Raw genomic sequence first — 23,335 nt, forward strand, 5'->3', positions numbered from 1 at the left:
GAATTCAACATTATGAAGTTCAGTCCTTTTTATCAGAGTCCTGAGCTTTCTTTTCAGCGGCTTCGAGTTCGGTACGCAGGTTGCTGAGGGCCGCGATATCGCCAAGGGTCGTCTTTTCAACGTTCTCCTTCACTTTCTTCACTGCCTTTGCATTATCCTCGCGATCCTTCTCCTTGGTCTCCTTCTCGGCAACACGCGCGATTCCGCGGGCTTCCTCGTGGATACGGGCATGGGATACGACGATCTTACGCTGGTCTTTGTTAAACTCGATGACCTTGAAGTCGGCTTTGTCATCAGCTTTGAGGGACTTGCCGTCTTCCTTCACCAGGTGCTTGTTCGGGCAGAAGCCTTCGACACCGTAGGGAAGCGCGACTGTTGCGCCCTTCTCGCCGACTTTCAATACCGTGCCTTCGTGCAGGCTGTCGACGCCGAAGATGGTTTCGAACACATCCCAGGGGTTCTCCTCGAGTTGTTTGTGTCCGAGGCTGAGGCGACGGTTTTCCGCATCCACTTCGAGCACGACCACGTCGAGTTTATCACCCACTTTGGTGAACTCCGACGGGTGCTTGATCTTCTTGCTCCAGGAGAGGTCGGAGATGTGCACGAGTCCGTCGATGCCTTCTTCGAGTTCCACGAAGACGCCGAAGTTGGTGAAGTTCTTCACCGTAGCGGTCAACTTCGTGCCGGCCGGGTATTTCGTGATGACGTTCACCCACGGATCAGGCTTGAGTTGCTTGAGGCCGAGTGACATCTTACGCTCTTCACGGTCAAGGGTCAGGACAACACACTCGATCTCTTCGCCGACTTTCAGGAAGTCGTGCGGGCTGCGGAGGTGCTGCGACCAGGACATTTCTGATACGTGGAGGAGTCCTTCGACACCCGGAGCGATCTCGACGAACGCGCCGTAGTCGGCGAGGACAACTACTTTGCCTTTCACCTTATCGCCAACGTTGAGGTTGCCATCGAGCTGCGTCCAAGGATGCGGAGTAAGCTGCTTGAGGCCAAGCGCGATGCGCTTCTTCTCTTCGTCGAAATCGAGGATAACGACGTTGATCTTCTGATCGAGCTTGAGTACTTCTTCCGGATGCGAGATGCGGCCCCAGGAGATATCCGTAATGTGCAGCAGGCCGTCGACACCACCGAGGTCCATGAACACACCGTAGGAGGTGATGTTCTTGACGGTTCCCTCGAGTACTTGACCCTTCTCGAGCTTCTTCATGATCTCGGCCTTTTGGAGCTCGAGTTCCTCTTCGATCAGGATCTTGTGAGAGACGACTACGTTCTTGAATTCGTTGTTGATCTTCACCACCTTGAACTCCATGTTCTTGCCTACGAATTGGTCGTAGTCGCGGATCGGCTTGACGTCGATCTGGGAGCCGGGCAGGAAGGCCTCGATGCCGAAGACGTCGACGATCAGACCACCCTTGGTACGGCACTTCACATAGCCGGTGATGACCTCGTCACCTTCCAGGGCCGCGTTGATGCGATCCCAGGACTTCAGTGCACGGGCTTTCTTGTGAGAAAGCAGGAGCTGACCATTCTTGTCCTCTTGCTTCTCCACGTAAACTTCCACCTTGTCGCCGGCTTTGATGTCCGGCATGTGGCGGAATTCAGTCAGCGGAATCAGACCATCCGATTTGTAGCCGATGTTGATGAGCACATCCTTGGGCGAAACGGATACGACAATTCCTTCCACGATGTCGTGTTCGACCACCGCGTTAAGGGTTTGATCGTACATTTTCTCCATCCGGGTACGTTCCTCGGCGGAGTAATTGTTCCAGCCTTTGCCCGAAGTTTCCCAGTTGAAGGGATCTGCTTTGGGAGCAGCGGATTGGTTCGTGATTTCTTCTGTAATCATTTAATTTTTAAGTTGTTTATAGTTAAGTGGCGTCGTTTCTGTTTGGGGTCGCAAATTTAGGAATTATCTTCTTTGGTTAAAAGTGCTCAATTAGAAACTTTTAAAGGCCATTAGCAGTCTGCCATGACTTGAAATTTTGATTTTTTCAAGGGGTAGGAAGCACCACTACCCGATTGAAGGATCAGGATAATTGATTACGACCATATATTTAACATAATAATACACAAATGGGACAAAATCCTGTATTTACTCCTCTATGGACTAAAAGGTTGCAAAACATTGAAATGAAAGTGGGGAAATAACCAATCCGGAACCCCGGATCAGGCAGAAGTACCGATCGGTTCGAGGTGGCTGGCGACCTTTTGCATCAGCCACATCGGCGTACTGGTCGCGCCACAAATGCCGATTGACTGCACACCATCGAACCAGGCATAGTCGATCTCCTCCACGTCCGAAATGAAATAGGTCCTGGGGTTGACCGCGCGACAGACCTCGAACAGCGCTTTTCCATTGGAACTCTTCTTCCCGGAAACAAACAGGATGAGGTCGTGCTGTTCCGCGAACTTTCGAAGCTGGGGTTCCCGGTTGGAAACCTGCCGGCAGATGGTATCATTGGTGGACAAGTACTCGTCCTGGATCTCGCTTTCCTGTGCAAGTCTCGACCGTTCCTCAATCAACGCCTTCATGCGTTCAAAGCCGCGGGAACTCTTCGTAGTCTGAGAGAAGAAATAGATCGGGCGGGAGAAATCGATCTTACTGAGGTCATCCTCGTTGCGGATGATGAGGGCCTCCCCTCCTGTTTGCCCAACCAGGCCGTTCACTTCGGCGTGTCCGATCTCTCCGTAGATGACGACCTGTCCGTTGTTCGCCACCACTTCTTCGTAACTGGAGCGAACGCGGTTCTGGAGTTTGAGTACAACGGGACAAGAAGCATCAATCAACTCGATGTTGTTTTGCAGCGCGATCTGATAGGTCTCCGGTGGTTCACCGTGCGCGCGGATCAGCACTTTGCAATCGTGCAGTTGCCGCAAGGTCTCATGGTCAATGATCTTCAGCCCTTTGGCTTTCAGCCGCTCGACCTCGACGTTATTGTGGACGATATCACCGAGGCAATAGAGTGAACCGGAACGGTCCAGTTCATCTTCAGCCATCTGGATGGCGTAAACAACGCCAAAACAAAAGCCCGAATGCGGGTCTAAGGTGATTTTCATTCGAGATGCAAAGGTACGAAAAAGCGCTCGAACCAGTTAACTGGTTCTCAAGCCGGTGATTGCACGGAGCGCTGCCGGACCAGGTCCAGCGCGATAGCCAGTTGCTCTTCCTGGTTGAGGTCGGAATTGTCGAGCACGATCGCGTCCTCCGCCTTCCTAAGCGGGCTTTCGGCCCGATGGGTATCGGTATGGTCACGGTCCTCGATGTTCTTGCTGACTTCGTCCATCGTCACCATGAAGCCCTTTTCGTTCAGTTCGTCGAACCGCCGTTTGGCACGCACTTCCGGTCGGGCCGTCATGAAAATCTTCAGCTCCGCATTCGGGAATACCGTAGTGCCGATATCCCGCCCATCCATGACGATCCCTTTATCGCGTCCATAGCCTTGTTGTTTCTTTACCATCCTCCGGCGAATGGCTGGAATGGCGCTGACCGGACTTACCAGATCCGAGATACGCAGGTCACGAATCTGTCGTTCCACGTTCAGCCCGTTCAGGTGAACTTCGGAAAGTTTCGTTTCAGGATTGACCTGAAAAGTGATCTTGATGTGATCGAGAAAACGATCCATCTCTTCGGCATTCATCGATTCCAACTGGGCGACCGTAAGGTCGTGTTGAATCATGAATAGCGTCACTGCCCGGTACATGGCGCCGGAGTCGATGTATCGATACCCCAAATGCCGGGCTAATGCCTTGGCCAGGGTGCTTTTTCCGCAGGAGGAAAAACCATCGATCGCGATAACTAGCTTTTCTGAGCCCACTTCAGGTTCTGAACGGATGGTATACCCCCCATTTCCTTTTAACGGATAGGCAGTCATGTTTCGGAAGGCAATTTAGGAAAATGGACGATGTCAAATGGCTGCAATGCCGGTCAATCCCTGCTTCGCCCTGAAAACGAATTCACTGAATTTTCGTGCGAAGATTGATTTCAATTGGATGAGCAGGAAACCTGGCAACATACAGCCATCCAACCATCAAACTAATATCGGCAAAGTCAAAGGAACGAAGAGCCTGGGCCTGGAAAATCAGTTAGTATCTCCGGCTTTTTTCGAAAATTCAGCCAGGTTCATGGTAATCGAGAAGTGGTCGGCGCCTCCGGCCTGATGGAAATTACCGCGTCCATACCCCAGTACGAACTTGGATATCTTCAGGCCGAAGCCGAACGAAAAGCCGACCGTTCCGGGCGCGGTATCAACTACGAGCTCGCGTCTCCGTTGGAAATTATAAGCGGCACGGAGGTGAAAATTCCTGGAGAGCAGGATCTCGGTACCGATGATGAAATGACGGGAGAGTTTGTTCCAAAAGTTGATCTTCTTCTGCTGTGCCTCGCCGGTCAGTGGATCAACACCGGATAAATCAAAGGGATCATTGTACGAAAGATCGAACTTCTGAAGATGCCGATAAGTGATATTGAACCGAAGCGGCGTATGCTTTAACCTTTTCGAAACTCCCAGCAACAATTCGATCGGCAGGGGTTCCGCATTACCCTTTACATAATAGTCGATCTGCGCGCCGGCATTCCGGGCCAGGATTGTGGCTGTCCAGTTGTTGACGGTGTCCAGATACGTGGCGCTGATGTCCACACCGATTCCGAAGGAATTATAGAGGTAATAATCGCTGTAAATGAATTTCATTCCGGCCCCTACGCTGAACAAGGGATTGTATTGGTAACCCCATCCGAGGTTCAGCGCGTAGTCCGCTGCCCGGAACGTACCCTCCTGATCGCCAAACACGTTTGTCTCCCGGAACTCCCCGTAGTTGGCGTAATGCATGTAGGCGAGGAATGTTCCCAGCTTACCGTAATCCCTGGCAAAAGCGGCGTTGCCGAATTTCACGCCATCGGGATACAAGACACCGCTCAACGCGAGTGAACGGTCCATGGAAGGATTGATGAGGGACGGCGCCTGCAGGGCGGTATTCAGGTCGTGGTCCTTCACGGTAATCAATGTTCCGCCCAGCGCGGCGATACGGGCCGAAGCCGGTACGTTCAGGAACTGGTAGACATAATTACCTCCGATCTGTGCATGGGCAGCAAGCGAAGTGAGGAGAATTGCCGGCAGGAAGAGCGATCGGATGGTCCGGTGCATACGAGGTAAATGTAGGAAATTGAACAGGAACGATTCAGCGACCGGAATATTGCACACAGCAGGTACTGTTTTTCATCCTACGGTGCAACGGGCTTCCACTCCATTGCCTCCCCGTTCCACCCACAGTTCGCGGCCTCCCAGCGCTTCAAGTGTTTTCCTGATCTGATCGGGTGTCCGGAGGTGCTTGTAGTAGTCCGTCAGGGAATCGTACGTGTCCAACCGTGCCCATTCTTCCTGCTGCACTTTGCTCAGTTCCGGAAAAACATTCATGAACGTGATGAGCGGTGAAACGCGTTTCAACAGCCAGGTCAGGGTCTTGCTATTCCGAAACCTCCAATGCCAGGGAAAGAAAAAGTTCACCATTCCGTCCACGATCTTTTTGGAAGTGGTCGGACGGAGGTGCTTCAACACCTGGCGGTACCAGGTAGCTGGATTGAAATAATAGTTGATGCGCCAGGGATAATGGTCGATCACCAGTAGCCCACCCGGCTTAGCCATCGCATACAAAGCAGCGATCGTCCGCTCCGAACTGGGCGTATGCTGAATGACCCCCAGGCAGATCACCACATCAAAGCTCTTCGGCGGAAAGGGCAGTTCATAGACACTTGCCTGCGCCAATTGATAGACTTTGTCGGCTCCCATGTTTTCCCGGTTGACCTCGACAGCATTGCTCAGATCGACCGAATGAACCTGTGCTCCCGCCGAGAGCAATAACTCCGTAAAGCGACCTGCTCCGCTGCCGACTTCCAGCACTTCCTTTCCACGGAGCTGATCAATGGGAAACCCCAGACAACGCTCCAGTCGGATCCTGGTGATCGGCGTTCCGCTATGACTGTCTAATTGGGTGCGCGCAAAGTTCTTCCATTGAAAGCCGAAGGCATCGGCATAGTTCTCGGCCGGTACGAAGCGGGGAATTCCATTAATAACAGGGAATCGCTCCCCGGAGGGAGAAACCAGAAAGTCCCCTTCAAGACGAAGCGTTTGTCGACTGGAAGGTGAAACAAAAGGAATCATACACGTACGCGAATAGCGGGGCGAATGTAGGGAATTTCAGGCCGAGCTTAGCCTGCCGTAGGTCCCCGGCACTCGCCCTGATCGCTTAACCGCCGGAGGGACCGTACGTACCCGGCAAGGGTATGTCCAGCAAACGCAAGAACACTCCTAACTGGGCGCGATGATGATACCAGTGATTCAGGCACCAGGTTCTGGCGACCTGTTCTTTGGGCAGTATGAAGTAAATGGTATCGCCGTTACGCATTGTCCAGTTGTCGGTCATCCGTTCATCCGGAAACTTTTCCAGGATACCTTTAGCGGCTGCCAGGTTTTTTTCGAGTATGCCGAGCAAATCGGCAGTATCCCCGGCAACATAGGGCTTGTAATCACTCTTTTGAAAATCGAGTTCATCGTCCTCCAGGGTATTTTTAAACCAGGACGGAATCTCCGCCACATGCGTAGCCAGTCGCCCGAGGCTCATGCTCTTCGGATGGGGTTTCCAGTCAGCCTTATCCAGGGGGACTGCATTCAAAATATTTCGGGTTGCTTCCGCTTCCCTCGTGAGTTCGTTGAGGAATTCCTGTGCTCTTGTCATGATCGTTTAACTATCAATTGGTGTTTGCTTAATAAAGGAGACTCGCTTCGGTTTCGCAAAAAACTCCTGCACAAATTTTTTATAAAAAAACACCGGCTTCAGGGCCGGTGTTTTTTTACTGCTCACTTATTTGATCGCTGCTTGGGAGTATCTTCCTTCTTTGACGGCAAGGTGCTCTTGGGTGGCGCTGACGGTTTTGATGATTTACCCGGGCGGACTGCAGGTTGTTTGGCCGGTTTAGCCGGACGAACTGCAGGCTGCTTCGCGGGTTGCGTCGGTTTCACGGCAGGTTGCTTTGACGGCCTTGCAGGTTCTGGTGTCGGCTTCACCGCAGGTTCCGTCGGACGAACCGATGGCTTTGTTTCCGGTCGAGTGACCGGCTTACGATCAGGCTCGCGATCCTTTATTACCGGCTTTGATTCCGGAGCCGGGCGGGCATCCGTCGGACGATCCTTGGACGGCACGACATTGATCGGCTTCGCGCCTGTACCAGGTCTGCCGATCGCAGGATTCTTTTCGACATCCAGGTTATGGCTTGGGAAGTTCGGTCGTTGCTCCGGGCGAGGCTCCGGCTTCGGGTTGTTATACGTCTGCTGATAGACGCCTTCCCGTTGGTAATTCGTGAATACGGGTGAAGTCCTTCGTTCTACGCGATAATGCCCGTACCAGGGTTCGAAGTGATGGTGGTGGGCCCGCCAATACCACCATCCATGCCAGTGGTGGCGGTAATACCAATGGTAATAATAGTGGTCCCAATAAAAAGGTTGCCAGGAAACCCACCATCCGGGATAATAGCCCCAATACCACGGGCTTCTCCACGGACGATAGGCAGGACCATACATGAACGTGATGATGACCCAGGAAGAGGGCGCCGGAGCGTAGGTCGGCTGTGAGTTGTAATAATTGTTCTCGGTATAGTAGTTATTGGTAACAACCGTGGTTCGTTCGCCCTGGTAGCCGGGGTTGGTTGTTTCCGTAGCGGTGGTTGCTTCAGCCGGTTCGAGGATATAGTTCTTACCGTACAAGTCCTCGTCACCGATCATCTGGATCTTGACATTGTCACCCTCCTTCTGCACAAAGATAACAGCGACATCCTGCGTTTCCTTTTCATTCAGGTCAACCTGAAGCACGATGGTATGGACATTCTCTTCCGGGCGGTCCACCACTTTGATATAGTCGACCTTTCCGTCATTGTTCAGATCAAGGTTGTTGATCTTACTGGTGTCCGCGTTCAAGGCCGATTCGAATGATTCGAGGGTCGGTGATTGGCGGAATACATCCAACACAGCCGCGAGGTTCAGGTTGTCACCCGGAAGACCCAGCCGCGCGGTACTATCCTGTTGAGCCAGGGCCATTGATGAAATGGCCATCGAGAAGAAGAACAACAGGCCGTGATAGAAACTCGAACTTTTCATGGTTCAGGTATTTTTAAGTGATGATGAGATGGACGGCTTGGATAATCAGCGTAATGCTACACATCCTAAGCAAAATTCTGAATGACAAGGATCAGGCCAGATTCTACTGAGCGACAGATTAAGGGTTCATGGTTTTCGATTCCATCAAATTTAAGGTAGGGTTTTCCACATTTTTTCACCTCCCACTAAAATGCACCCTGCTGAAAGTCGCGAATACTGGTGGCTTCCGGGGATTTTGGAATAGAAATGAATTAACAACGGTGTTAATAACGATTCGCCGGCGGAAACTTCCAACCGAATCGTATGTGCATTTTGAGGCGTAAACAACTGGTGAAATTTCTCTGAGCCCATTTAGTTCTGCCCGAAGAATTACTCACTCAAAACAACGACTCGATGATTCAACGAAACGTAAAGATCCTGCTAACGGCCTTGTTGGCAATGCTCCTCTCCGCATCCACCACCGCACAGATCGCGAATGTCAAAGGTCTCTACGTCAACTTCATCAATTCCTGGCTCGGCAATACGGTGGAGGAAGACAAGATCCTCGATTACTGCCAGGTGAACGGCTTCAATTACATCACCCTGTACGACCTGAACCTGCTGAACTGGTCGGCTACCCAAAAGACGCAACTCGCCGCTTTCATTACCAAGGCGAAGAATGTTTACGGCGTCCAGCAGATCGGCGCTTCCGGTGAAACATCGAACTTCTTTCGCAATTACATCGTCCCCTACAATACCGGAAGGACCAACGCCATCGAGCGATTCAATGTTTTCAATTTCGAATTCGAATTCTGGCTCACCGCCAGTATTGCCAGTTACTACGGCCCGGTTTACCTGACGCCGAACGGATTCACTTCCGACACCGCCGGGGCTTTCGCATTCGCCCGACGGGAGTACGCCAGGATCGATTCCATGGCTACCGTTTACGGCATCCTGAATGAAATCTACCTCGGCTGGCCGAACACCGGACAGATGCAGCAACTGGTCACGTATTCCGACCGCATCCTCCTGCACGCCTACCGGCCTACCGATGTCGACGTCTATCCCTATACGCAAAGCCGGATCTATGACATTGTCAGCGCAGGACGGCCGGTGCAAATCATGCCGATCTTTTCCGCCGAGACCAGCTTCATGGGTCCCTGGCTTACGAACAATCCGATCACGAAACCCTATCAGACCTTTTCTTCCGGCTACGGTCTCGAATCGGCGAATGTCAAACAGCACGCGAACCTGCAGGGTTACCAATGGTTCCTGTATTCACTCATGCCGAAAACTTCGCTCGTGAACGCGTCGATCAGTACGAGCGGCCCAACCACCTTTTGCTCCGGAAGCAGTGTAATACTTACCGCCAGCACCGGTGCAACCTACTTGTGGAGTCCGGGCGGACAGACCACGCGTTCTATCACGGTCAACGCTGCCGGCTCCTATTCGGTCACCGTCACCGGAGCCGCCGGTAACAGCGCGACCTCCGCCCCTGTCGTGGTAACCGTTAACACAGCACCCACGGCGCCGACGATTACGGCGAATGGGCCGACCAGCTTCTGCAGCGGTAGCAGTGTCATCCTGGTCGCGTCCGCAACGTCCAATTACCGCTGGTCGAATGGCGCCACTACACAAGCAATTTCGGTATCCTCGACCGGAAGCTATTCCGTCAGCACGACGAACAATTTATGTACGGCAACATCAACGCCGGTCACCGTGGTCGCTTCTCCCGTACCGGCAGTAACGACGATTTCCGTCATCGGTTCACCCAGTTTGTGTCCGGGAGCCACCGTTACCCTGACCAGTTCCGCTTCCAACGGGTATCTCTGGTCCAACGGCGCTACCACGCGATCCATCGTGGTCAGCGCTGCCGGCACGTATAGTGTGCGTGCCTATTCCGGTCCTTCCTGCTACCGGGCTTCGGCAACCATTACGACGACTGCCCTGACCGGTCCCGCAACTCCTGTGATTTCCCTGCAAGGATCACCGCAGTTGAGTAATAGTCAGCCCACCGTAACGCTACGCTCCACCTCGGCAAACGGGTATGCATGGTCCAGCGGGCAGACCACGCGTAACATCACCGTCAATTCACAAGGCAGTTACCGGGTCACTGCCATTGCAGCCAATGGTTGCAGGGCCACTTCCGCCCCGGTGATCGTTTCTGCGAATGGTTGTACCCCGCCCGCTGTTCCGGTCATTACCGTCAGTGGTTCCACCGTACTGATTCCCGGACAAACCGTGACTTTGACCAGCAGCGCCGCAGGCGGATGGCTGTGGTCGACCGGAGCAACGACGCAGTCGATCGTAGTATCCACTGCCGGAACCTATACCGTTCGCGCATACAACGCCGGAAGTTGCTTTTCCACTTCCAATCCTGTGACAGTGCTCCTGGTCAGTGCCCGTTTCAGTGCTGACCAGTCACAGCCATCGACACAGTCGGAGCCAGTGCTGTACCCGAATCCGGTGAAATCCTCCGCCCATCTGGAGTACACCGCATTTACAGAAGGAACTGCGCGGATACGCGTGTTCGATCTGACGGGACGCCTCCAACTGGATCAGGAATTCCCGTCAGAGCCCGGCCTTAATCGCGTGGAGATCAACACGGATCCGCTCCCTGCTGGTTCTTATGTGCTGTTACTCAGTGGCGAACAAGAAAGATCGGTCCGAATGGTCGTTCAGGATTAATTGAACGCCCTTTTTGCGTAATTTCGCAGATTGCCGTTTTCTCCCGTAGCGGGAGGGCGTAGTCTGTATATGTCGAAGCACCGCGTACCCAAGGGCTTGCTGGAAATTTATGGCGCCCGGGTTCACAACCTGAAAAACATCGATGTCACCCTGCCGCGTGAACAGTTGGTGGTCATCACCGGACTGAGCGGAAGCGGGAAGTCATCGCTGGCCTTCGACACGATCTATGCGGAAGGTCAGCGTCGCTACCTGGAGAGTTTTTCCGCCTATGCCCGGCAGTTCCTGGGCAACATGGAACGGCCGGATGTCGACAAGATCAGCGGACTGAGCCCGGTCATCTCGATTGAGCAGAAGACCACGAACCTGAACCCACGTTCTACCGTTGGCACCATTACCGAGATCTACGACTTTCTTCGCCTGCTGTTCGCCCGTGCTTCGGAAGCATTCAGCTATGTGACGGGCGAGAAGATGATCCGCCTGAGTGATGAGCAGATCGTCGAATTGATTCAAAAGAAGTTTGACGGGCGCAAAGTGCTCCTGCTTTCACCCCTGGTCAAAGCACGTAAAGGACATTACCGGGAATTGTTCGAGCAATTGCAGCAGCAGGGCTATCTCCGTGTCCGTGCCGATGGCAAAGTGCTGGAATTGAAAAAAGGGCTGCAGCTCGACCGCTACAAGGTACACGATATCGAACTGGTCGTGGACCGTCTCGAGGTGAACGACGGCGCCACCAGTCGCTTAACGGAATCGCTGACGCTCGGCATGAAGTTGGGAAAAGGGTCTGTCATTCTCTTCGAACCGGACCAGGAGAAAGACCACTATTATTCCCGACACCTGATGTGCCCGACATCGGGCGTCAGCTACGACGAGCCGCAACCGAACACCTTCTCCTTCAACTCGCCCTATGGTGCCTGTCGCCGGTGCAACGGCCTCGGCACGATCAGCGAGGTTGACCTCAAGAGCATCATCCCCGACCCCAAGCAGACGATCAAAGGCGGAGGTATCATTCCGCTGGGACCGCAGAAAGACACCTGGATTTTCAAACAACTGATCGCGCTGGGAAGGAAGTATAATTTCAACCTGGGCACACCGATCGAGGAAATTCCCGAAGAGTCGATGAACATCATCCTCTACGGTTCCGACGATGTGTTGAATGTGGCCATGGATTACTCCAGCGGATCGACCTATCACCACAGCATTACCTGGGAAGGGATCGTCAATTTCATCATAGACCAGGACAACGAAAGCGCTTCGCCGTCGCTTCGCCGCTGGATACAAGGCTTCATGCAACAGGTCGAATGTCCCGAGTGTCACGGATCCCGACTCAAGAAAGAAGCACTGTACTTCCGCATTGCGAACAAGAACATTTCCGAACTGGCGCATCTTGATATCCTGCAATTGAGCCGGTGGTTCGAGCGTCTGGAAGCGGATCTAAGTGCGCGCCAGAAGAAGATCGGTCACGAGGTCATCAAAGAGATCCGTAAACGGCTGAAGTTCCTGCTTGATGTCGGGCTCGATTACCTCACGCTGCACCGCTCCGCCCGGACACTCAGCGGCGGCGAATCGCAACGCATCCGACTGGCTACCCAGATCGGATCGCAATTGGTCGGGGTGCTTTACATCCTCGACGAACCGAGTATCGGCCTTCATCAACGCGACAATGTACGGTTGATACGGTCACTTCAGGACTTGCGTGATACCGGTAATACCGTGATCGTGGTTGAACACGATAAGGAAACCATCCTTGCGGCCGATCATATCCTGGATCTTGGTCCGGGTGCCGGCGTGCACGGCGGCCGCGTCGTTGCCGAAGGAACTCCTGAAAGTATTCTGCAACAGAGCAGTCTGACCGCCGACTACCTGAATGGCCGTCGTCAAATCGCGCTGCCGGAAAAGCCCCGAAAAGGTAACGGCAAGCACCTTGAGCTGAAGGGAGCAACAGGCAACAATCTGAAAAAAGTCAGTGTCAGGATCCCCCTGGGGAAACTGGTGGTTGTGACCGGCGTATCGGGCAGCGGTAAGTCGACACTCATCAACGAGACCTTATATCCCATCCTGAACCAGCATTTTTTCAACGCGCTGCAGAAGCCGCTCCCCTACCAGAGCATCAAAGGATTGGAGCATATCGACAAGGTCATTGAAATCGACCAATCGCCGATCGGGCGGACACCGCGTTCGAATCCCGCCACCTATACCGGAGTCTTTACCGACATCCGCAATCTGTTCGCTTCGCTTCCGGAAGCAGCCATTCGCGGCTACGCACCCGGACGGTTTTCCTTCAATGTAAAAGGAGGCCGCTGTGAGACCTGTCAGGGTGGTGGCATGCGGGTCATCGAGATGAACTTTCTTCCTGATGTTTACGTGGAATGCGAAACCTGTCATGGGAAACGCTACAACCGGGAAACACTGGAAATCCGTTACCGGGGCAAGTCGATCAGCGATGTACTGGATATGAGTATCGAGCAGGCCGTCGACTTCTTTTCCAACCTGCCACACATCGTACACAAGATCAAGACGCTCCAGGAAGTCGGACTGGGTTACATCACGCTCGGACAACAGAGCACCACGCTATCGGGCGGGGAAGCACAGCGTGTCAAACTCGCTACTGAATTATCCAAGCGTGACACCGGCAATACATTTTACATCCTGGACGAACCGACGACCGGTTTGCACTTCGAAGATGTCCGCATTCTGCTGGAGGTACTGAACCGACTGGTAGAAAAAGGCAACAGCGTGCTGGTGATCGAACACAACATGGACGTGATCAAAGTAGCCGATCACATCATTGATCTCGGTCCGGAGGGCGGTGAGCGAGGCGGCACCATCATTTGTGAAGGCAGTCCGCAGGAAGTGGCCAAATCGCAAGAGAGTGTGACCGCCCAGTTCCTGCGCAAGGAACTGGAAGAAATGGCCCAGCTGGCTGCAAGGCGTTGATCCGAGAACCGGCTGAACTTCCTTATTACAAGGCAATTTCGCCCCGGCAACCTTCTTTGTTCGCCATCGTATTAACAGGGCTAAACCCTCTCCCGCGGCGATTGTTACCTACAAACGCCTGTGTTGAACTAACGTATTATTATGAATCTGGATGAATTAAAAATCAGGAAAGCTTTTTCGGACAAAGACTGGCAGGAAATCAAAGCATTTGATACCTGGCAGATCTTCAAGATCATGGCCGAATTCGTGGACGGATTCGAAAAGCTGAGCAAGATCGGGCCGTGTGTTTCCATCTTCGGTTCCGCCCGGACAAAACCGGAGCATCCCTACTACCAACTGGCAGAGGAGATCGCCTACAAACTCACGAAAGAAGGATACGGCATCATCACCGGTGGCGGACCCGGCATCATGGAAGCGGCCAATAAGGGAGCGCGTACTGCGGGCGGGAAATCCGTCGGGCTTAACATCGAACTGCCATTCGAACAAAGTTCCAATCCGTATATCGACCGGGACAAACTCATCACCTTCGATTACTTCTTTGTCCGGAAACTGATGTTCATCAAATACGCGCAGGGATTCGTCGTCTTGCCGGGAGGTTTCGGAACGATGGATGAACTCTTTGAGGCCTTGACCCTGATACAAACCAAAAAGATCGGTAAGTTCCCGATCGTACTGGTCGACAAGGACTACTGGCAGGGATTGATGGATTGGGTAACTAAAACCTTCATCAAGGAGGGCATGATCGATAAGAATGACATGAACCTGTTCAAGGTCGCCGATTCTGCGGATGAGGCGGTTCAGCATATCAATGAATTCTACTCGCGCTACCTGTTGAAACCCAACTTCTGAGTGCGATTTTTCAGTCGTAACGAAGGCCGTGAGATGCATTTCACGGCCTTTGGTTTTTAACATGGCGGGATGGATAACTGTAAGCAGACAAACCATCCGATTTGAGCTGAAAGCCAGTACTTTGATACGACGCAAAAGCGTATATCATGTTCAAACTGCTCAGCACCTTCCTCTCCGCCTCTGTTCTCTTTGTCTTGTCGTATTTTTTCAGCCCGGAATCGGGGCCGCATGTCAGCATAGACGCGCCGCCACAGATCCGCCCGGGCGAATCAGCGGAAGTCAGGCTGACCGTCGATAAAGGTTCCATGACCGGTTTTGCCCGACTGCAAGTCTTTCTTCCGGAAGGACTGACGGCTGACGGCGGCGCCTTGCAGAACTCCCAGTTCCTGCACGAAGACAATTTCATCAAGTTCATCTGGATCGATCTGCCGACAGATTCGATATTCACGGTCAGTCTGTTCCTGCATGTTGCACCGGACGCACAGGGAACCAAATACCTGAACGGGTTCTTCTCTTATCTGGAAGAAGAAGTTTCCAAAAAAATCACCTTCCAGGAAACCGCGATCGAGATCAGCCCGAACGCAATGGCCACTACCCTTCCGAAACCCGATGTTACCCGTCGGATCATTGCCAACAATCCCGAAAACGGTTCCTATCGCGTTGAGCTTGACATCCGTCCCAACAGCGGACAACTATCGGCCCGTTTCATCGATCAGCTTCCGGCAGGATTCACGGCCGAAGCGATCGAGTCCAAGGGCGCGGAGTTCAGCCAGGATGCGGAAAAAGTGATCTTCCGTTGGACGGCACTCCCGCAGGATTCCCTGTTCACGATCAGTTATCAGGCGACAGGCCCCGTTACAGCCGGTGCCCCGGAAATTTCCGGTATGCTGGTTTTTGGAACCGAAGCCATCGACTTGAATGACGCCACCGCGGCCACGGATACCGAACCTGCCGACCTGATCGTGGAAGAACTGCTTGCTACCACAGCAGCGAAAGAAAGCAACCCGACAGCCTCATCAGCACCTGCCGACATTTCCGTTCCTGCGCCCCAAGCCGGATTGTACTTCACCGTTCAGGTCGCTGCCACGAACCGCAGTCCGAAGCGTGATAACGCCTGGTTCGAGAGCCGTTTTCACTTCAACCGCCAGGTCAGCCGAACCGAGCATGAGGGCTGGAACAAGTACCTGATCGGACAGTTTCCTTCCTATGAAGAAGCCCGTTCCGTTCGGGATAAGGCGCGTGGTGAAGTCACGGATGCCTTTGTGGTGGCTTACGATGAAAACGGGAACCGCATTCCCGTAGGCCAGGCCCTCAGCCGGAAACCCTTGAATCAGTAAGCAGTATAACAGGGATCATTCTACCCACTCCACTGGACATCGCCACCGGCCGGCACCTACGTGCATGCAATCCGACACCATGATCAAGAAAGTACTGCTACCGCTTCTCCTGCTTTTCAGTTGCTCACAAGTCGTCGTTGCGGATGAACCGAATCAGACGAGTACCGAGACCGAAAAAAGCCGTCCGGTACGTTTGCCGACACTGGGCATCAGTCATGGTGTGATGAGTTTCATCGGCGATATCGGTTACCATCGTTTCAATGAGCCGTTATGGAATCGTTCCGGTTTGCAATTCGACCTGCAGTATCCCCTCCTGCCCCGTTTCAGTGTTTCAGCCTTTCTTCTTTCCGGCCGTATCGGGTCGAATGATTATGTCCCGGAACGCCCGTTGAACTTCCGTGCATCCATCGTTTCGGAAGGCGTATTGTTGCGCTACGAATGGATCAGCAATAAAATGAACCAACAGATCCTCATCCCGTACATTACGGGCGGGATCGGTTACACCTTCTTCATGTCCAAAGCCGATCTGAAGGACGGCCAGGGACGCACGTATCACTACTGGAGCGACGGTTCCATCCGCGACCTCGCGGAAGATGCTCCGAATGCTGCGGATGCGGTCAGGATCTACCGGGATTATGACTACGAAACGGACCTGCGCGACGCCAACCTCGACGGTTTTGGGAAGTATCGCCCAGGCACATTGACGATACCAGCGGGAGCGGGTGTCCGGATGCGAATTTCCGGACGTTGCTCCATTCAACTGGGTACGATCCTTCACCTCTACCGGACCGATCTGTTGGAATCCGTCAACGCGGAAAGTGCCGGCAGCCGCAAAGGAAATTCGGATAACGACAAACTCGTCTTCACCTCAACGGGCTTTCGTTACGATTTCTCGGGTCCGCGGGAAAACAGTAAGAAGGCAAAAGGTTATCGGGTGCGGAAGGAGGACGTGAAGAACATCGACTTCAATGCCTTGTTGTCGGAAGACGCCGACGGCGACGGAGTTCCGGATGTCCGGGATGATTCGGCCGCATCGCCGGAAGTCGCACGCAAGAACGTGGATGTATCGGGCAAACCGGTGGATACCGATTATGACGGCATCCCCGATTACCGCGACAAAGAACCGAACAGCGGCCGCGACGCGGTGGTAACGGAGGAAGGCATTACCATCACCCAACAAATGGTGGAAGAGAAATTCCGTCGCGACTCACTGGAAGCACTGCCTGCTGTTCGTGAATATCTACAGAGCTTTGACCGTCTGACACAGCGCAAGGCAGCGGCAGGTCAGCCGCCTCAGCCGCAAGACCGGACCTTTATCCCATCGCAGTATCTCCGACTCGACCGCGACCTGAACGGCACCATTTCACCGAATGAAGTAAGTGCAGCGATCGACGAGTACATGGAAGGCAAATCGCCGTATACGGTGGCGGAATTTTATCAGTTGATTGATTATTTCTTCGGTCAACGACGATAGGCGGTTGGCAGTAGGCAGTAGGCGGTAGGCGGTAGGCGGTAGGCAGTAGGCAGTAGGCAGTAGGCAGTAGGCAGTTGGCAGTTGGCGGTAGGCGGTAGGCGGTTGGCGGTTGGCAGTGGATACAGGATTCATCCTTCCACCGCGATCACTTCGGCTTGTAAGTTTGGCGTTGAAACGATTATTTGTACTAGTTAGTATTTAATCTGACAGATAAGGGTTATCTTTAGGATACGAAACATAACAATAACCCCTAAACTGTCAGACAATGAATACAGAAGCTAAGTTAATCAAAACCAAGTTAGGCTTGTTGAAGTTAGCCGAACAATTGGGTAATGTATCCCAGGCGTGCAAAGTGATGGGCTATTCACGGGATAGTTTCTATCGGATCAAAGAGTTGTACGATACCGGTGGGGAGACGGCTCTGCAGGAGATCAGTCGGAAGAAGCCGATACTGGCCAATCGGATGGATATAGCCTGGGAGAACGCCATCGTACAGATGGCCACCGACTATCCGGCCTACGGTCAGCTTCGTGCATCGAACGAGTTGCGTAAGAAGGGGATTTCTGTTTCACCGGCCGGGGTACGGTATATCTGGATGCGGCATGATCTGGAGACCTTTGCCAAGCGTCTGAGCGCTTTGGAGGCGAAAGTGGCTCAAGACGGACTGATTCTCACCGAAGCGCAACTGGTTGCCATGGAAAAGAAACGGGAACAGCAGGAAGCCATTGGCGAGATTGAAACCGAACACCCCGGTTACCTTGGAGCCCAGGACACGTATTATGTGGGCAATATCAAGGGTGTAGGCCGGATTTACCAGCAAACCTTCATCGACACCTACAGCAAAGTAGCCTTTGCCAAATTGTATGACCGTAAGAACGCCTTGACGGCAGCCGATATGCTCAACGACAAGGTGCTACCATTCTTTGAGGAGCATGGCTTGCCGCTGCTTCGGGTACTCACAGACCGGGGTACAGAGTACAACGGCAAGCGGGAGAGTCATGAGTACAGTCTTTATCTGACACTGGAGGATATCGATCATAGCCGTACCAAGGCCCGGCATCCTCAAACCAACGGCATCTGCGAACGCTTCCATCGGACAATCCAGAACGAGTTTTATGCGGTTGCCTTCCGAAAAAGGTCGTTGGATCGCTGGAGGAATTACAGAAGGATCTGGATCAGTGGATAGAAGAGTACAACTGTGAAAGGACACACACCGGAAAATACTGCTTTGGTAAAACACCAATGGAGACATTCCTGGACAGCATACCCTTGGCGCAAAGTAAAATGCTCGATAAATTAGCAACCGGTTAAAAGTTATTCCGGGCGACGGATCCTTAAAAATCCGTCAGACCGGAAATAACTTTTAACCAACCCTGTCTGTCAGGTGAAGTTCTAACTATTACAGATTATTGACCTATACTGTTTACTGTTTACTATTCACTATTCACTATTCACTATTCACTATTCACTATTCACTATTCACTATTCGCTATTCGCTGTTCACTCCCCACCCTCTTCCTACCTATTTCGACCTTTTGTAAGGATTTCGGGCTTTTTTAGAAAACTACGGGCAACTTCTCTGGTACAATGTTACACGCCGGCCTATATCCGGACGTGAACCATTACCATGCTGCAACACCCACTCCAGATCCTTTACATCGAGGATGATGATCTTGACCGGATGATCATGAAACGTGCCCTGAACAGTTCGGGCTTGCCGGTAGAATTAAGATTCGCGGAAAACATCGATGCGGGCCGAGAAGCCACGCAGGGGGTCGAATACGACTGTATTTTTCTGGATTATAATCTACCCGGCGGTACGGGTCTGGAATTGTTGAAAGTGATCCGTGCTTCGGGCAATAACTCCCCGATCATCATCGTCACATCTCAGGGTGATGAGAAGATCGCTGTGGAAGCCATGAAAAACGGCGCCAACGATTATATTCCGAAGAGTTTCCTGTCTGCCGACGGCCTCTCGCAAAGTCTTCGCTTCGTACTTCGATTCCGGGATCAGGAAAGGGAACGCATACGGCTGCAGGAGGAACTCAACGCCGCGCAGCAGCAGTTGCAGGCTGTAGCTTCCAACTCACCGATCATCCTGTTTGCATTCGACCAGAACCAGCAGCTTGCGCTGCTGGAAGGCCGCAGTCAAACGCTTTTCGGCATTGCTCCGGAAGCGGTACTCCACCAGGGGCTTATCGAAGTCCAAAGCAAGCTGCCGATGAACGCGGAAGACGTCACTACCGCGATGCACGGAAAGGAAGTCACGACAGTAGTGGCATTCAACGACCGATATTTCGAGATCTACTACGCGCCGGTACGTGATGCCAGTCAGCAGATCTCCGGTGTCATGGGAATCGCGGCGGACATCACGACCCACAAAGCGGCAGAAGACCAATTGCTACAAGCAAAGCAGATGGCCGAGGAAACTTCGCGCATGAAGGAACAATTCCTCGCCAACATGAGTCATGAGATCCGAACCCCGATGAACGGGATCATCGGCCTGACCAGGATCCTGCTGGAAACATCGCTCACAGAAGAACAAGAACGCTATCTCCAATCCATCAAGACCTGCTCGAACAATCTTTTGGTGATCATCAACGACATCCTGGATTTTTCAAAGATCGAAGCCGGCAAGATGAACTTCGAACAAGTGCCGTTCAGGATGAACGACATCGTTGCGCATACGATCGAGTTGTTCCAGACCAAGGCCGATGAAAAATCGATCCGGCTGGTGCAGGAGATCGACTCGCAAGTGCCGATGGCGTTGATCGGTGACCCTACCCGACTGAGTCAGATCCTGAACAACCTGGTCAGCAATGCCATCAAGTTCACCGACAAGGGCGACGTGACGGTTCGGTTGAGCCTTCGGTCGAAACGGGACCAGGATGTCACGGTCGATTTCGAAGTCCGGGACAGCGGAATCGGCATCCCTGAAAAGAGCCTCGACAGCATCTTTGAGAGCTTCACCCAGGCATCGAGCGACACGACCCGAAAGTTCGGCGGTACCGGTCTCGGGCTTACCATTGTGAAGAAGCTCATTGAATTGCAGGGCGGCGCAATCACCGTCCGCAGCAAGGTCGGTCAGGGTACCACCTTCGCTTTTCACATCAGTTTCCCGATCGCGACGGAAGCTTCCTTCCGTCCGGTGGAGATGATCCAGGAAGACAAGCTGGATATCTCGCATCTGCGCATTCTGATCGCGGAAGACAATCCCGTGAACCAGTTGATCGTGAAAAAGCTGTTCAAAGACTGGAAGACCGAAGTACAATTCGCCGACAACGGCAAACTGGCGATTGAGCAATTGCAGCAGGCGAATTTCGACCTGATCCTGATGGATATCCAAATGCCCGAAATGGACGGAAACACGGCGGCTCACTACATCCGCACCGAGTTACCGGAACCTTTCCGGAGCATCCCGATCATGGCCATGACCGCACACGCCACGCAGGCCGAACGGGACAAATCCTTTCAGGTCGGTATGAACGAGTATATCAGCAAGCCGTTTGATCCGGCGGAGCTTAGAAAAAAGATCCTGGCTATAACCCAAGACCGTAAAACTCCGTTAAATCAAGCTGCCGAACCGGCCGCAACTACCACTACGGTGCTACTCCCTGAATCCAACAACAACGGAAACGTGACGAAAAATCCAGCCAGCCCTGAACAGGTGCAGGCAATCCTGTCCGAGCACAAGATCAACCTCACTTATCTAAAGTCGATCGCTGACGGCAACGACGGGTTCATCATTGAGATGATCGAGATGTTCCTGAACAAGACGCCGGAAGCGTTGGAGAAGATGGAAGCCTGTTTCCGGGAAAAGAACTGGGAGGAATTGCGTCAGATCGCCCACCGCATCAAACCCTCGTTTGGTTATGTAGGGTTGGCGACTACCCAGCAGATGCTGGCGGAGATCGAGAAACTCAGTGAAGACCCGAGTGGCGATCCCTCGCGTGTAGGGACCTTGATGGGAGAGGTTCGGCAGATCAGCCGGTCCGCCTTTTCACAATTGGAACAGGAACTAGGCAGTATGCGCTGAAGCCGAAGCTTATGCAGTAATTACTGACCTTCCCCTCTTGAAAACTTCAACACCGCTCCGGAATGTTCCGGGGCGGTTTTTGCTTTTATCGCTATCTTTCGGCCTCTTAGAAGAATGAAGATCCTCGTTTGCGAAGACGATGAAATGGTGCTGAAGATGGTGGAGTTCAAGCTCCGAAAGGATGGCTATGAAGTCCAGTTAGCAGGAGATGGGAAAGCCGCGCTTGACCAGATCCGCAGCTTTCAACCTGACCTTATCATCACTGACATCATGATGCCCTACCTCACCGGTCTGGAGATCGTCCACCAGGTGCGGAAGACGCTCAATCTTGCCACGCCAATCATCATCGTTTCTTCTATTGGCTTGGAGAAGACCGTTTTGGAAGCGTTTCAGCTAGGCGCCGACGACTTTATCACCAAGCCATTCAGCCCGAATGAGCTTTCTGTAAGGGTGAAAAAGTTATTGATGAAAACGGCCTGATCCTTGTTTAACTTTTGCTTCCGTATTGCGTAAAGCAATAAGCGGATTCTGTAGTTAATTTCGCAGTCCGACTTCCGGAATCCCTGCCTAAAAAATGCACAATCGCTTTATTTTCAGACACATAACCCTTTTCTGGGTTATGCTCTTGCTTTCGGGGGGAAGCTTTCCGCCCAGAGCAAAGGCGATACAGCGATCGTGATCAACGAGCGTACCGACATTGACGCGCTCTTCAAACAGGCCAGGGAAGTCAGTTTTGCCGGAAACAACCTCCAGGCAAGACGTATCTTACAACGTATCCTGGAACGAAAGCCGGACTATTACGATGTCCGCACCTTTCTCGGTCGCACCTATGCATGGGATCGCCAGTATGACAACGCCCGTACCGAACTCAGCCGGGTTCTGATCGATCGGGAAAATGATCAGGACGCGTTACTGGCCCTGATCGATGTGGAAGACTGGTCGGGTAATCCCGAAGTGGCCAACCAGTACCTGAAGCTCGGCCTCAGCTACTACCCTACATCGGAGGCTTTGCTGATGAAGAAAGCCCGGTTGCAGATCAAGGCCGACGACAAGGAAAGCGCCGCGATCACCCTCCGCCGCATCCTGGATTTCAATCCCGGTAATAAAGAAGCGATCGATCTGATGAACAGTCTGAATACAGCCCGCTTGAACAACCGGGTTCAGATCAGTTACACCGTCGATTTCTTTGACCAGAAGACTTCCCCCTGGCAATTCATCTCGGCGGATATCGGGCGATCCTTCAAGTTCGGATCGGTGATCATGCGCGGAAACGTTGCCGAGCGATTTGGCAATCGTGGCTTGCAATATGAGGTGGAGAGCTTTCTCCGGCTATTCAAAGGGAACTATGTGAATGCCGCGATGGCTTTTTCTACAGCCGATCAGGTATTCCCCGGACAACGTTACTCGGCCGAGATGTACCAAAAGCTACCGTGGGGTTTCGAGCTATCCGGAGGCTTGCGCTATCTGGAATTCACCGATGGTACAACCATCTATACCGGCAGTCTGGGAAATTACTTCCGCGATTATTGGATCGCTTTCCGCGCGTTCATCACACCCAAGCCGGACGTAGTGACCTCCGAGAACAGTTTCTTCGCCAGGACTTCCCAGACCCTCATTCTGACCATGCGTAAATACATGGGCGATGCCGACAACTTCATCGGCTTGCGTGCAGGGCGCGGGGATTCACCTGATGAACGACGGGTGATCGATGCCACGACTCCCCGACTACGTTCCTGGTCCGGTGATCTCGAGGTACAGCGTCGGGCATTCGGGCGATGGATTGTCCGGGCCGACATGGGCTATGCCTACGAGGAGATCCGTCAGGACACCTATCAACAACGTATCACACTGGGACTGCAATTAAGAACCAATTTCTAATCCG

15 protein-coding genes and 1 pseudogene are annotated in these 23,335 nt (G+C 52.9%); 9 read left to right on the top strand and 7 right to left on the bottom strand.

Going from position 1 to position 23,335, the window contains the following annotated elements:
* Positions 1-19: 19 nt before the first annotated feature.
* The 7 genes from rpsA to IPJ96_11010 form a co-directional block, all read right to left on the bottom strand.
* Complete coding sequence (gene rpsA / locus IPJ96_10980) at positions 20-1,858, bottom strand: 30S ribosomal protein S1 (protein MBK7910857.1); 1,839 nt, start codon at positions 1,856-1,858, stop codon at positions 20-22.
* A gap of 320 nt (positions 1,859-2,178) precedes the next feature.
* Positions 2,179-3,069 carry a 4-hydroxy-3-methylbut-2-enyl diphosphate reductase gene (locus tag IPJ96_10985; protein MBK7910858.1) on the bottom strand — a complete coding sequence of 297 codons (891 nt, stop codon included), beginning with the start codon at positions 3,067-3,069 and terminating at the stop codon, positions 2,179-2,181.
* Positions 3,070-3,116: 47 nt separating this feature from the next.
* Entirely contained in the window at positions 3,117-3,884 is a 768-nt protein-coding gene (locus IPJ96_10990; GenBank protein MBK7910859.1) for a (d)CMP kinase, read from the bottom strand.
* Positions 3,885-4,091: 207 nt separating this feature from the next.
* Positions 4,092-5,153 (bottom strand): type IX secretion system protein PorQ, encoded by a 1,062-nt coding sequence (porQ, locus tag IPJ96_10995; GenBank protein MBK7910860.1) that lies wholly within the window; start codon positions 5,151-5,153, stop codon positions 4,092-4,094.
* Between the two features lie 72 nt (positions 5,154-5,225).
* A complete protein-coding gene (locus IPJ96_11000) occupies positions 5,226-6,167 on the bottom strand; it encodes a class I SAM-dependent methyltransferase (protein ID MBK7910861.1) in 942 nt (313 codons plus the stop codon).
* Between the two features lie 85 nt (positions 6,168-6,252).
* Complete coding sequence (locus IPJ96_11005) at positions 6,253-6,741, bottom strand: DinB family protein (protein MBK7910862.1); 489 nt, start codon at positions 6,739-6,741, stop codon at positions 6,253-6,255.
* Positions 6,742-6,863: 122 nt separating this feature from the next.
* Entirely contained in the window at positions 6,864-8,156 is a 1,293-nt protein-coding gene (locus IPJ96_11010; protein MBK7910863.1) for a hypothetical protein, read from the bottom strand.
* A gap of 393 nt (positions 8,157-8,549) precedes the next feature.
* Between IPJ96_11010 and IPJ96_11015 the strand changes: the two genes are divergently transcribed.
* The 9 genes and pseudogenes from IPJ96_11015 to yaiO all read left to right on the top strand — a co-directional run bounded on the left by IPJ96_11015 (position 8,550) and on the right by yaiO (position 23,331).
* Positions 8,550-10,823, top strand: a complete 2,274-nt coding sequence (locus tag IPJ96_11015) for a T9SS type A sorting domain-containing protein (protein ID MBK7910864.1) — start codon at positions 8,550-8,552, stop codon at positions 10,821-10,823.
* Positions 10,824-10,892: 69 nt separating this feature from the next.
* Positions 10,893-13,757 carry an excinuclease ABC subunit UvrA gene (gene uvrA, locus IPJ96_11020; GenBank protein ID MBK7910865.1) on the top strand — a complete coding sequence of 955 codons (2,865 nt, stop codon included), beginning with the start codon at positions 10,893-10,895 and terminating at the stop codon, positions 13,755-13,757.
* 141 nt (positions 13,758-13,898) lie between these two features.
* On the top strand, positions 13,899-14,606 hold the full coding sequence (locus IPJ96_11025; protein MBK7910866.1) for a TIGR00730 family Rossman fold protein: 708 nt from the start codon (positions 13,899-13,901) through the stop codon (positions 14,604-14,606).
* A gap of 146 nt (positions 14,607-14,752) precedes the next feature.
* On the top strand, positions 14,753-15,943 hold the full coding sequence (locus IPJ96_11030; protein MBK7910867.1) for an SPOR domain-containing protein: 1,191 nt from the start codon (positions 14,753-14,755) through the stop codon (positions 15,941-15,943).
* 64 nt (positions 15,944-16,007) lie between these two features.
* Entirely contained in the window at positions 16,008-17,417 is a 1,410-nt protein-coding gene (locus IPJ96_11035; GenBank protein ID MBK7910868.1) for a hypothetical protein, read from the top strand.
* Between the two features lie 265 nt (positions 17,418-17,682).
* Positions 17,683-18,728: pseudogene (locus IPJ96_11040) on the top strand (IS481 family transposase).
* Positions 18,729-19,044: 316 nt separating this feature from the next.
* A complete protein-coding gene (locus tag IPJ96_11045; protein MBK7910869.1) occupies positions 19,045-21,453 on the top strand; it encodes a response regulator in 2,409 nt (802 codons plus the stop codon).
* A gap of 114 nt (positions 21,454-21,567) precedes the next feature.
* Positions 21,568-21,933 (top strand): response regulator transcription factor, encoded by a 366-nt coding sequence (locus IPJ96_11050; protein ID MBK7910870.1) that lies wholly within the window; start codon positions 21,568-21,570, stop codon positions 21,931-21,933.
* 195 nt (positions 21,934-22,128) lie between these two features.
* Entirely contained in the window at positions 22,129-23,331 is a 1,203-nt protein-coding gene (yaiO, locus tag IPJ96_11055) for a YaiO family outer membrane beta-barrel protein (protein MBK7910871.1), read from the top strand.
* The last annotated feature ends 4 nt before the right edge of the window (positions 23,332-23,335 follow it).

The sequence above is a fragment of the Bacteroidota bacterium genome (assembly GCA_016713765.1).
Classification (GTDB): domain Bacteria; phylum Bacteroidota; class Bacteroidia; order AKYH767-A; family 2013-40CM-41-45; genus Pollutiaquabacter; species Pollutiaquabacter aromativorans.